The following is a 14,120-nucleotide window of genomic DNA, read 5'->3' on the forward strand; positions in this document are numbered from 1 at the left end:
TTTAATTAACTAAATTAATAGTATGAAAAAAATATTAGTGTTAAGTTTTGCATTTATTTTTGCACTAACTCCACTATTTTCTATTAACCTTGCTTTTGCTGCGGGTCCGGAATTATTAATTAATGGAGGCTTTGAAGAGCCAGTTGTTACTTCCGCTGAAAATTGGGATATTTATCCAGATGGCACTGGCGGTCTTGGGTGGTCAGTTGTCTGGAATGGTCCTTTTGGTACTTCACCAGCTAACTTAGAAATTCATAGGAATGCTGATGCTACAGCTCCAGAAGGAATGCAATATGCCGAACTTGATAGTGATTATGATGGTCCCACAGGGAGCATAAACAATGAAGAGGCAAATATCTCCATTTCTCAAAGCATCGAAACTTGTGAAGGTGGAGAATATATTCTGAGTTATAGTTGGATTCCTCGTGCTGCAAATGGACCGCATTCTATGGAAGTTGAATGGGGTGGTGATGTTGTTGGAACACACACAGGCATCCTTAATGATTTTCCTGTTTGGCAAAATGAGTCTGTAGTTTTAGTGGGCAATGGTGGTTTGATGACTATTGCATTTTCTGAAATTGCAAGCGCCGATTCCTTTGGAACTTATTTGGATGATGTTTCCTTAATGTTAGTGGAAGGAACTTGTGGTTGCGATTCTGAATGCAACTCAGGTAGTGATGTTGTTATCAATGACAATGAGGCCTTTGTTATGAATAGAGTATCTTCAAGTGCAAATACCGGTGGAAACACAGCAGGTGGATCTTATGGTGGTGATGGCGGAGATGCTGGAGATATTAGAACCAGAGGAGATGTTAACCAAAGTTCAACTGGAAATGGTGGTGTAGGTGGTGACGGTAATACTGGAGGGACAGTATATACTGGCAATGCTTATGCAAGCACAAGTCTTTATAGCGAAGTTAACTCAAACACAAGCTCTATTGATAGATGTTCTTGTGGCGGGGATGATTGTTGTGATGAAGGGCATGTAGTAGTTTACAACAGAAACAGAGCTATTGTAATGAACGACGCATCATCCTGGGCAAATACTGGAGACAACATGGCAGAAGGAAGTTATGCAGGCAGAGGTGGAGACGGAGGAACCATAAATCCAGAAGATCGTTTTATGCCTAGACCTGCTGGTGTTGATATTGAGGAAAAAGGAGCTGAAAATGGTGATGATGATGATGGTAGAGTAGATGAAAGCATGACAGGAGAAGGTGGAGCTGGTGGAAATGCTGGAGCTGGTGGACTTGTAGAAACAGGTGAGTCAAGATCTAGTACTACATACGTGAATGTAGTTAACAGAAATCTTACTAGAATTCTCAGATAAGGATAAAGAGAAGGAAAGAAATAAAATCTTTCCTTCCTTTAGGCAAAGATTTAAAATAATTAAATTTTTACTTAAAGTATATGTATATAAAAAAAATAAAAAAAATTTCTCTAATTTCTCTAATAGGATTATTCGTTTATATTCCTTTGGTTAGTGCTAGTTTCGAAGATTTTTATGAGGAATTAGATGAATATTTTAATGAAAATTATCAGGAGACGGTAATAATAAACAACAGCGTTAAGGCAAGCTCTAATACTGGAGGAAATGTTGCTGAGAGCGGAGAAGTTATTAACGGGAAAAGTGAATCTAGTGTAAGGGTTAGGACAATAATTAATGGTGAGATAGTGGAGAATTTTGAAAATATAGAAAAAAGTGACGAGGGAAACCAAAAAGTAATTTATGATTCAAATATTAAAGTGATAGACAACAAGGTTAAGATTGAAGCTAAAAAGGAAATTAATGGTGAAGTTGAAAAGATAAATAAAGAGATTATTTTAAATGAAGATGAAACAAAAATAATAAATAAAGATTTATCTGAGCTAAAGGAAGTCGTGGAGGGGGAGGCTCAAAAAGAAGATGATTATTTTATCTCAGAAGATGAGTTTTTAGTGGGAATTACTTCGGAAGGAGATGAGTTGGTTTTAGGAGAAGAGAAAAAGACTTTAGTAATATTTAAATATTTAAATATTATCCTAGATATATTGAAGAACAATATAGATAGAATAAGTAAATTATTTTAATAATTAGTTTAATTATATGAAACTTCCAAAAACAGCAAATACAAAAAAAATAATGATTCTTTTTGTGACTTTAGTTTTCATTTTACAGCCAGCCTTTGCTTTGGCACAAGTTCTCGACTCAGTTGAAGAACCCGTAGTGACCACCGAAGTAAGTTCAGAAGATGGTAGTGGCCAGGCCGCTTCGACAGGCTCAGGACAGGGGGATATTGTGATTGAAACTGGAGATGTTGAAGTTGAGGTTAATCTTGATAACGAAGTAAATCAAAACACACTTGGAAGTGATGAAGAGTTCCCTGAAGAACCTGTTGTTATAGAAACACCACCCGAAGATACAAGCACAGAGCCAGAAGAGGTGACCGATACTACAGCGAGCGATCCAGAAGAAATTATTCCTAGTTCAGATGAGGATGAAGCAAGTTCACCAGATGAATTATTGGATATAGATAGCGAGGCAGAAGAGACTTCTAGCGTTGATGATAAACTGACAAATGACAATGAATTCGAAGGAACAAATATTGTTGACGCTGAGGGTGTAAGTGGCGAGAACGTCAGCGGAGAAACAGAGGGAGAGGTTGTTGTTGATACTGGAGATATAAAAATTACTGCGGGGCTTGAAAATGATATAAACAATAACGATCTAGATATAATGTGTGTTGATTGTGAGGACGGTGACGCTAGCTCATCTATTTTTGATATTGAGAATCAGAATGATGGCAATCTTGACAATGAACTTGGAATAAATGCTACTTCCGGTGATAATCTTATTGATGAGAGTGGCGATGCCTGTATAGGGACAGGTAATATTGGGATTGTTAGTATGATTATCAACTTTGTGAATACAAACTTTGTAGGAAGTGGACAAGAATTTTTTATAAATATATTTAATAAAATGACTGGCTCTATTGATCTTTCTGGATACGACGGGGATACAGTCCCAGAAAATAGTTTTGACCCCTGTGATGGTCCTGAATGTCAAATGAATATAGATAATAATAGTACATCCACAATAAATAATCTTATCGATATCGATGTCACAACTGGTTCAAATGTTGTTGCTACAACGACCGGCGGAGGTATTATAGAAACAGGGGATATTGATATTGTTAATGATATTATCAATATTGCCAATTTAAATGTTAGTGGGAATGATTACTTTTTTGCAGTTGTAAATATTTTTGGAGAAATGGACGGAGATGTAATTTTGCCAGCTGCGAAGCCGAGTGGAGAAGAGGGAGAATTTGCTACTAGCGCGGCTGAAAAAATTATTGAATCAGAGCTAAGCTCTGAATTTGTTATTAGTAATCATAATGATGCCGGTCTGTCCAATGACCTAAATATTAACGCCAACACAGGAGACAACGAAATGGATGGAGATGGTGATTCGTTTATAATGACCGGTGACATTGAATCACAAATAAAGACACTTAATTTGATTAACTATAATATCTCAGGAGACTCTTGGAAATTTGCCCGTATTAATGTTTTTGGGTCTTGGGAAGGAATAATCAATGGCTTACCAGAAGAATATTCATATTACGAGGATGCAGACGGTATAACTGTTTACAATAAATTTCTTGATGACCCAGCCCTAAATGAAGCTTATGCGCAACTGGCAATTGATAATTATAATATTGCCTCAACCACAAATGAAATAAATATTGAAGTGAGCACCGGCGATAATTCAATATTACATCACGCCGAACCGAGCTTGATTAAAACAGGATATATTAAAATAAAAAATTCTTTGCTTAATTTCCTAAATTCAAATTTTAGTGGAAATAATTGGGAGTTTAGTATGATTAATGTTTTTGGAGACTGGAAAGGAAATCTTGATTTTGGACAACCAGAGCTTTGGATAAATGTTTCAGCTAGTGAAAAAGAAACTGCCGAGGAAGGTGACTATGTGACATATACTTTCATATACGGAAATAATGGTGATAGCACCGCGACAAATGTTATTGTCCTTGATGATTACAATGAAGGAGCGCTTCAAGTTGCTGAAGCTGCCGGAGGAGAAGAGGGAGATGGTTTTGTTTCGTGGACTCTTGGAGATATCCCTCCAAATAGCCAGGGTAGTTTCTCCTATACAACTCACGTAAGAGATATCCCAGCCGGAAAACATATGGTAGAAAATGAATCAGTCATCTCTTCCAGGGAATCAGATAGAGATACATCCAACAACTCAAGTTTCGCTTCTTTCTTTGTTGATGGTGGGGCAAGCTCTTCGGGGATTAGTGCTGTTAGTTCATCTAAGTCTAGTTTGCCGAGTCTGAGTATAGTTAAAACAAATAGCGCCAGCGATATAGTATACCCTGGAGATATAATTGATTTCGAATTGCTTATTCAAAATAATGGAAGCAGAGATGCTCTGGAGGTCTATGTTCTTGATGTGATGAGTAATTTGGATACAGGTGTTGAGATACATAGAGATTTTTGGGATCTTGGGACGGTGTTTGCCGGAGAGGAAATTTTGATTGAATATTCCCTCGAGGTAAAAGCCGATATTGAAAGTGGAACATATATCAATGAAGCGACTATTGAAGGGTTCGATACAAATAGAGGATTATATATTTCAGCGATCGGTTCATCTAGAAATAAAATTGTTAATGATATAGTTCCAGAGGAGATAGTTGGACCAAGTGTTATTATGAGCAGAGTTTCGAGATCGAGCTATGTGAATCCAGGAGATTTGGTAGATTTCGAAATAATCCTTGCCAACAATGGAAGGGGAGAGGCACTAGGGATAGAGGTAGTTGAAATATTACCAGATCATCTGACTTACAGCGACACAGGAGATAATGTTGGTTCTTGGAATTTTGATGTGATTGGACCAGGAGAAATAAAGAACATAGAATATAGTATTGCTGTTTCTGACAAGGCTAAAGAAGGATTTTATGAAAGCCAGTTGAGTTTAGTAGGAGATAATATCGGTAATGGTTTTTTAACTAATTCAATTGAGGTGAGAGAAATAAAGGTTATGGGGATTTCACGAGAAATAATGCCACCCACAGAAAATGAGAGCGAGGACGATAAAAAAGGAGTAGTGTTTGCGAGAACTAGTGAACCAGTGGATCCATTTATAGGTCTGGGCGGAGGAGAAAGAATAATTCCTGAAGAACCAGTAGTGGCGGGAATAGAACTTAATCAAGTATTTCAAGAGGATTCATCTGTAGTTAGTTCTACATCATTCTTGTACAAAGTATATTTATTCATTGTTTTTCTAACAGTACTTTTAGTGTTGATTATGTTTCTTTTCTTCGTTGAGGGAAGAGACGATGAGGAAAAACTTGTTTAAGGACTATAGTTATAATTAATATAAGTAAGGTCACTGTGACCTTGCTTTTTGGTTAGAAATCACTGTGCTTGCAATTATTAATGTTATGTGTTATAATTAAATATAAATTTGATAATATTGTGGTATAATAAAGATGATGGACAAAAATAAAAAAACAAATAAAAGCTGGTTAAAATTCCTATTTTTAGGAGGTTTTTTGCTGTTTTTGTTTAAAAAAGAAGAAAAAAAGGGCAATATTAGCTTAAAGGACTTGGAGCATAATTTTCTTGATTTTGCTAAAAAAGAAGGAAAAGAAGTGAATGAACTCATTCATCACAAAGAGGATATTGAGGAATATATTGAGGATTCTGAGTCTATCTTTCGTGATTATTTTATCCCTCATAATGGGAACAATCATCATCCAAAAATTTTAAGAAAAAAACCTCTATTTATAGTGTTGTTTTTAGCACTTATGCTTAAGATTTCTCTAATTTCTTATCTTTTCTTTATTTACCCGAATGACGGACGGATGAGTGAAGATATTCAGTTGGGAGTTTTCAACATGTTGAACGAAGAGAGAGTTGCTAATGGTTTAGAACCGCTTGAATTAAACCAGTCATTGCTAGCTTCGGCTATGGACAAGGTGGATGATATGATTACTAACGATTATTTTGCTCACGAAAGTCTAGATGGAAGAATGCCATGGGATTTTGTCTCCAGAAGAGATTATCCATATTTATATATTGGAGAGAATCTTGGGATGAGCTTTTCTTCTTCTGAATCAGTTCATAATGCTTTAATGAATTCTCCGAGCCATAAAAAAAATATTCTAAATGAAAAATATACAGACATTGGAGTTGTTGTAAAAAGAGGTGTGATTGATGGAAAAGAAACTAATATTTTGGTTCAACTTTTTGGAACAGAAAAAGAAGTTGAGTTAATTCCAAATCCAGTTGTTGCTCTCGCTATAATAGAGAAAACTGAAGTGGCTCAAGAAATAGAAAAAATAGAAGTCTTAGCTGAAGAAGTGAAGGCAGAGCCAGAACCAGAACCAGTTGAGGAAATAGTGGAAAAAATAGAACCCGAGGTAAAGGAAGCGGTCAATGATAAACCAGAAGAAAAAACTATTATTATTTCAAAAGAGGAGATTGATGCCTTAAAACTAAAGATTGAATTAGAGAATAACAAAAATAATAATATAATATCCAGCACAAGTCCTTTAATGCTTGGAGATAATGCTAAACAATATATAGAGAAAAAAACGCCAGAACCAAATTTAGAGCTTGATTTAAGTGATATAAAATTTGTAGCAAATACAAATAGCGATGACAAATATACCGTTGCAGCTAGAATGTCGGATTATCTAAATGTATTACTTATTGGGGTTCTTGCTTTAATGAGCTTTGCCATGTTCCTAAATATATTTGTGAGATTCCGAGTCCAACACAAACCAGTTTTGGTCCAGACATTTCTACTTTTGGTTTTGCTTTTTGGAATATATTCAACCAAACTTCATTTCCTAGAAAAATTACCAGGATATATCACTATATTTTAAATTATCATGGATATAAAAGAAATTAAGAAAAAGATAAACCAAGTTATTAAAGAAACAGGTTTCAAGGAAGAAAATGAAATCTACAGAGGGACTTACTATGAAGAAAATAATTTGAGGAATTTGATTTATTCAGGAATCTACAAAGGAAAACCAGCAATATTAAAATATTATGCTGACCCTAGAATTACAGATGAGCCAATATCTTTGAGCTCATTTTTATTATGTAATAAGAGTAAAATTTTAACAGCTCCTAAGTTGTATAAAAAGGAGATAGTTTCGCCTCATGAGGGGTGGTTTATATCCGAAATGATTCCTCGTGGATTCGATTGTTTCAAAAGATTGTCAAACAGGGAAGATAGAAAAGAATTTTTGAATATATACCTTGAATATAGAAATAATTTTCCAAAAAAACAAACAAGAAAATTACTTTTGGTTGAAAAATTATCAGCAGATAATTTTCATATTTTTAGAATAAACAGATGGCTCGAGTTAGCGCAAAATGTTGAAGCTAGAAGACAAATAGAAAACAAAAAGTTATTACTGAATGAAGAATTTTTAAAACTTTATGAAGAGTCTATCGAGGTAATTAGAAAAGATTTCAAAAACAGGGGAATGGTTTGGTGTCATGGTCATTTTAAGGCTCACGAACTGTTTTTTAGTAAAGATAAAGATAAATACTATTTAATTGATTTTGCTCATACCGCTATGTATCCCGAGGGATATGAATTGGCTTCTATAGTTTGGTCAGATTATTTAATGGACTCAGAAAAATGGAATACGCCATTCAATAAGTGGAAGTTGGGTGTTTACGAATGGATTAACGATATAGAGCATGTAGCCAAGGAAACAAAAATAAAAAAATATAAAATACTTATAAAAGCTAGTTTAATTGAAAGAATACTCGGGACAATTTTGGCAGATATCACTTCTTCAAGCAGATTGGATACTGAAAAAAGAAGAGGAGTTAATTTGATGATAGAGTTATTAAAAGAATTGCTTTAATTTAATTCTTGTTTATAGGTTTATACAAATAATAAGGGGTAATTTGTTTCCTCTTTTTTTAATTTGCGCGTAACTCAAAAATAGGATAATATTAAGATATAAATTTACTAAAAAGGGGTTTAGTTCTGGCTGCAGGATTAAGCCTTATATTTTTAAATAATGAGTTTTGTCCACATTCATACGCACTCCCACTATTCATTGCTCGACGGTTTAACCAAAATCGACGCGCTAGTTAAAACTGCCAAAGAAAGTGGAGCTCCTGCTGTTGCATTGACCGATCATGGGACAATGTATGGCACAATTGAGTTCTATAAAGAGTGTAAGAAGCAAGGAATAAAACCGATCATTGGGGTTGAGACTTATTTTGCTCCAAACTCACGACATGACAAGGTGACAAGAACAGATGAAAGGAGCTCTTATCATCTTATTTTGCTTGCTAGAAACAATGTTGGTTATAAAAATTTAATTAAACTGGTCTCGATAGCTCATCTTGAAGGGTTTTACTATAAACCGAGAATTGATTGGGAGGTTTTGTCTAAATATAGTGAAGGCCTAATGGCCTCGACTGCATGCCTTGGGGGTGAAATCCCAAAGCTGATTTTGTCTGGAAAAATAGACAGGGCTAGAGAGAGAATACTTGAATTTAACGAACTTCTTGGTCAGGATAATTTTTATTTAGAAATTATGCCTCATTTTAACTATGAAGGGCAAAGAGAGGTAAATGAACAGATGGTTAAATTTTCTCGTGAACTTGGTATTCCTGTAATAGCTACAAATGATATCCATTATTTAAATAAAGATGATGCAGCGGCTCAAGATATTTTGCTTTGTATGCAAAATAAGAAAAAGATAACTGATACTGATAGAATGAGTATGGGGGATGGAGATTTTTCCTATAAAACTGAGACTCAAATGCGAGAGGCTTTTCCTGATGTGCCAGAGGCGATTGAAAATACTGTTAAATTGGCTGAACGTTGTAATGTTGAGATAGAATTAGGTGAATATCATCTTCCTAACTTTGACGTGCCGGAAGGATATGACAACAAGAGCTATCTAGAGCACATGTGTAAAGAGGGTTTTGTGAAGAGATATGGCATTCTTTACGAAGAGGCGGACGCGGAGAAAAAAGAAAGGGTGGACTATGAATTGTCTGTAATAAATGGAATGGGTTGGCCAGCTTACTTTTTGATTGTAGCCGATTTTGTTACTTGGGCAAGAAACCAAAATATAGTTGTTGGTCCCGGAAGAGGCTCTGCAGCCGGGTCATTGGTTTGCTATCTACTTGGTATAACCAATCTAGATCCGATTCACTACAATTTAATTTTTGAAAGATTCCTAAATCCAGATAGAGTTTCTATGCCTGATATTGACTTAGATTTTGCCGATATTCGTCGTGAAGAAGTTATTCGTTATGTTGAAAATAAATATGGCAAAGACCATGTTGCCCAAATTATAACTTTTGGAACAATGGCCGCGAGAGCTGCAATTCGTGATGTTGGTCGAGTGCTTGATTATCCGTATGAATATTGCGATAGAATCTCAAAAATGATCCCAATGTTCACAAATTTAACAACAGCAATCGAGAAAGTTCCTGAAGTTAGAGATATTTACAACAACGAAGAAGGCGCGAAAAAAATTCTTGACTATGCTCTAAAACTTGAAGGAGTTTCTAGACATTCTTCAACTCATGCTTGCGGAGTTCTGATTACGGGCGAACCTTTAACTGAGCATACTCCAATTCAATATGCTTCGTCTTCTGACCAAACCATTGTTTCTCAATACTCACTTCATCCCGTTGAAGATCTTGGTTTATTAAAAATGGATTTCTTAGGATTGAAAAATCTAACTATTATTGAGTCGGCTATAAAAATTATAAAAAATACTCGCGGGACTATTATCGATATAGATAATATTCCCCTGGATGATCCTACCACTTTTAAGCTTTTTCAAAAGGGAGAGACTACGGGTGTTTTTCAATTTGAATCTAGCGGGATGAAAAGATATTTGAAAGAATTGAAGCCAACTGAGTTTGAAGATATTATCGCTATGGTAGCGCTGTATAGACCTGGTCCGATGGAATGGATACCAGACTATATTAATGGTAAACATGGCAAGAAAAAATTAGAATATTTGCATCCGAAGCTAGAACCAATTTTGAAAGTGACTTATGGTGTGGCTATTTATCAAGAGCAAGTTATGCAAATGGCGAGAGATTTGGCTGGTTTTACCATGGCTCAAGCGGATGTTTTGCGTAAGGCAGTTGGAAAGAAGATTATCAAGTTGCTTGATGAGCAAAAAGAAAAATTTATCGATGGCTGTGTTAAAAATGGAATCTCTAGTGATCTCGCCAAAACTATTTTTTCATTTATCGAACCTTTTGCGGGCTATGGTTTCAATCGTAGTCATGCTGCTTGTTATGCCATGATTGGTTATCAAACCGCCTATCTCAAAGCTCATTGGCCTACTGAATTTATGGCCGCTCTTTTGACTGCTGATCAGCAAAATACTGACAGGGTGGCGATTGAGATTGATGAATGTCGAAACATGGGGATAGATGTAAAACAACCTGATATAAATCAATCTTATGATTCTTTTACAGTTGTTACTAGTGGGACAGAAACAAACGAAATAGTAAAAGTGGACGAAAAGGTTAATGTTATTCGTTTTGGACTTAATGCCATAAAAAATGTTGGAGCTCACATTGTTGATGTAATAATTAAAGAAAGGAAAGAAAATGGACCTTACAAAGATATTTCCGATTTTCTTGGTAGGGTAGTTGATAAAGATCTGAACAAAAAATCATTGGAGAGTTTAACAAAAAGTGGTGCGCTAGATCTTTTTAACAATAGAGCTGAGCTTGTTTCTAATATGGAGAATCTTTTGCGATTTCATAAAGAGGTAAGCGAGGAAATGAGTACAAAGCAAACAAGTCTTTTTGGTGATATGCCAACAATGGTAAATAAAGTTAGATTGGATCCATTTGAAGAGCTTGATAGACAATTAAAACTTTCTTGGGAAAAAGAACTTCTCGGTCTCTATATTACAGAACATCCTTTTTCTGATTTTCGTAAAAAAATGCACAATAAAGTTCGTCTAACTCCAATATCATATTTGGCGGAATATGTTGGGAATGATGATGTTAAAGTTTCTGGGATAGTTACAACAATCAAAAAGATAATGACCAGAAAAAACGAAACAATGCTTTTTGTAAAAATGGAAGACACTGTTGCCAGTACAGAAATTTTGGTTTTTCCAAAACTTTATCAAAAGAATGTTGAAATATGGAAAGAAGGTAATGTTATTTTATGTTCAGGAACGGTTTCTGACAAAGATAATGAAATAAAGTTCCTTGCTAATTTGGTTGTGAAATTAGATTTGAAAATGATAGATAAATCTATCGACGATTTTAAAAGGGAAGTAATGGATGCTCCTCCAGTTAGAAGATGGCAAAAAAAAGAGACTAATAATGCTCCCGACATTGCACCTCAGCCAATTATTAAAACAAATCCACTTAAAATAGTTTTTAATGGAGAATTGACCGACAGTAAATCAGAAAAGCTGAAAGAAATCTTGATTCAAAACTCCGGGAGTGACAAAGTCTATTTTAAAATAGACGGTTCAGTTATTGAAGCGGGATTTTTGGTAGAAAATAGTAATAATCTGAAAAAAGTAATTGTTAATGAGTTTGATGGATTAATAAAAATAGTTGATTGATTAGACACAGAATCGTAAAAATGTTATAGTATTAGCAACGAATATAAATATAAATAATTATGACTGCTGGTAAAATAAAAATAACAGTTGACAATCTTGATGATGCTCAAGGTGTAGTTATTGATGAAGAAAATACATCAAGCGAACTGGTTCAGGAAGGGAAAGAGCCAACGAAGAAAACCATAAAAAAGAAAACCACTGCCAAGGTCGGCGGTGAAATATCTTCAAAATCAAAAAGAAAAGGAAGACCCGCTAAGAAAAAAGAAGAGAATATTCAAGTAGAAGAAGCTTTAAAAGATGATACGGATATTGTTGGAGATTTTATGAGTAAAATTAATATTTCTGCTTCAGAAAAAAAAGAGGTGATGGATGAAATAGAGAAAAAATCGTCAAAATCAGAAAAAACCACACAAACAGAAGAAAAAGATGAATTAAAATTTAGCTCATTGGCCAAAGAGGAATTTAGTGAAGAAGCAGATTCCAATACGGAAGTCCAAACCGAGGAAGAATCTTATGGAGGAGAGGGGCAAGTAAAAAGGTCGGTCGGTTTATACAGAAAAATTGCTATTTTCTTTTTAATCGCCACTGTTGTGCTTTTGTCTTTTATATTTTATTTTTTATTTGCTAGTGTAACAATTACTATTATCCCTGATCAAGAGAGAATAAATAACAATATGATTATTGATGTTTATGATAAAGATAATGATGGTTCGATTGCAGGAGATAAAATAGTCGGTATTGTCAAAAAAACTAGCATGGATTTAACAGCAAGTTATGAGGCTAGTGGCGAGGATGTTATAGGCGAGGAAGTTGCTGGCGAAGTTACAATATATAACTACTATACAAAAAATCAGCCATTAGTTGCCACGACTAGATTATTGTCTCCTGATGGCAAAGTTTATAGAATTGAAGAAACAGTCAATATCCCTGCTGGAGGAGAAGTAAAAGTTAAAGTATATGCCGATGAACCAAGTATAAACATGGAGACTGGCCCAACAAAATTCACCATCCCAGGACTATGGGCCGGGATTCAGGATAAGATTTATGGAGAAAGTAAAAGTAAAATAGAATATAGCCAGAAAGTGGACAAATTTGTAACTCAAGCCGATATTGACAATGCTATTAGAGATTTGAAACAACAACTAGTTCAAAAAGCAAAAGCAGAAATTAATAAAAAATATGAGGATTACAGTCAGGTTATTTATAGCATAGATGACAATTCTGTCTTTACAGAAATTGAGGCAGAGAGAGGTGATGAAGTTGACGGTTTTGATGCTACAATTACTGCTAACATCGTAGCAGTTGCCTTCGATGATCAAGCTGCTGCTAACTTGGCAGAGAAAAAGTTTATTTCAACCCTAGCTGCAGAAAAGGAATTAATTGAGTTTAATAGAAATAATATTATTTATACCCTGGATACTTTTGATTATAAAGAAGGGACAGCATCTATTAATGCAACCTTTGAAGGAAAAGTTAGTCTTGATTCGAATTCAGAAGTTATAAATAAAGAAGAGATTTTGGAATTAAATAAAGATCAGTTAGATGCTTACTTAATGAGTAAAGAAGGTATTTCAGGATTTGATATAGAATTTTTCCCATCGTTTATAAAAAGAGTTCCTGCTATTCCAGATAAAATAATTATTAAAACAAAAAGATAGCCCAGATTGACAATATTTAATATATATTTTAATATAGATTATAATCTATATTAAATAGTAAGAATTTAGCGATTGCCATGGCCACCAACCATGGAATTGAATTTCAATATCTCGCAAGAGACTAAGCTAATAATTACTGAATAAAGTGTCCCGTAAAATGGGAAAACTAGGTGGAACCGCGAGGTTAATAACCCCGTCCTAGTGTGCCAATAATTTGGTGCATTTGGATGGGGTTGTTTTTATTTTTAGTTAAAAGTGAAAAGTAGAAAGTGAAAAGTAAATTATTCCTATAATTCTTTTAACTTTAATCTTTTATCTTTTAACTTGTATATATGAAAAATGAAAATTTAGAAAAAAAAAGGCATTCATTGTCGCATGTTTTGGCAGCGGCAATTAAAGAACTTTACCCCGAGGCGTTGTTTGCAATTGGGCCAGTTGTTGATAATGGTTTTTATTATGATATTGATTTTGGAGAACAAAAAGTTAGTGAAGACGACTTAAAGACAATTGAGAAAAAAATGAAGCATTTGCTAAAGACAAATGTGAAAATGGAGAAGTCAGAAATGGATATAAATGAAGCTATTGAAAATGAGAAAAAATCTGGTCAGATATATAAACAAGAACTTTTGGAAGATTTAAAAAAAGAAGGTGAGATTAATGTTTCTTACTACGAAATATTTAAATTCAGTGATCTTTGTCGTGGTCCACACGTAGAAGAATCAAAAGAAATAGCAGTTGGAAGTTTTTCTTTGCACAAAATCGCTGGAGCCTATTGGCGCGGTGATGAGAATAATAAAATGTTAACTCGTATTTATGGTCTTGCCTTTGATACTAAAAAAGAATTAGA

At 34.6% G+C, this 14,120-nt stretch carries 8 protein-coding genes; all 8 read left to right on the forward strand.

Annotation, left to right across the window (positions count from 1 at the left end; genetic code table 11):
• Positions 1–22 precede the first annotated feature (22 nt).
• Positions 23–1,330, forward strand: coding sequence for a hypothetical protein (locus tag PF572_05510; protein MDA3840524.1), 1,308 nt, complete (start codon positions 23–25; stop codon positions 1,328–1,330).
• Positions 1,331–1,410: 80 nt separating this feature from the next.
• A complete protein-coding gene (locus tag PF572_05515; GenBank protein ID MDA3840525.1) occupies positions 1,411–2,070 on the forward strand; it encodes a hypothetical protein in 660 nt (219 codons plus the stop codon).
• Positions 2,071–2,086: 16 nt separating this feature from the next.
• Entirely contained in the window at positions 2,087–5,365 is a 3,279-nt protein-coding gene (locus tag PF572_05520) for a hypothetical protein (protein ID MDA3840526.1), read from the forward strand.
• Positions 5,366–5,501: 136 nt separating this feature from the next.
• Positions 5,502–6,899, forward strand: coding sequence for a CAP domain-containing protein (locus tag PF572_05525; protein ID MDA3840527.1), 1,398 nt, complete (start codon positions 5,502–5,504; stop codon positions 6,897–6,899).
• Between the two features lie 6 nt (positions 6,900–6,905).
• Complete coding sequence (locus PF572_05530) at positions 6,906–7,901, forward strand: phosphotransferase (protein ID MDA3840528.1); 996 nt, start codon at positions 6,906–6,908, stop codon at positions 7,899–7,901.
• A 159-nt stretch (positions 7,902–8,060) separates the two neighbouring features.
• A complete protein-coding gene (locus PF572_05535; GenBank protein MDA3840529.1) occupies positions 8,061–11,615 on the forward strand; it encodes a DNA polymerase III subunit alpha in 3,555 nt (1,184 codons plus the stop codon).
• Positions 11,616–11,674: 59 nt separating this feature from the next.
• A complete protein-coding gene (locus tag PF572_05540; GenBank protein ID MDA3840530.1) occupies positions 11,675–13,273 on the forward strand; it encodes a hypothetical protein in 1,599 nt (532 codons plus the stop codon).
• A gap of 332 nt (positions 13,274–13,605) precedes the next feature.
• Positions 13,606–14,120 (forward strand): threonine--tRNA ligase (locus tag PF572_05545; GenBank protein ID MDA3840531.1); only part of this gene is annotated, 515 nt, incomplete at its 3' end.

This window comes from Patescibacteria group bacterium (assembly GCA_027858235.1).
GTDB lineage: Bacteria > Patescibacteriota > Patescibacteriia > Patescibacteriales > BM507 > BM507.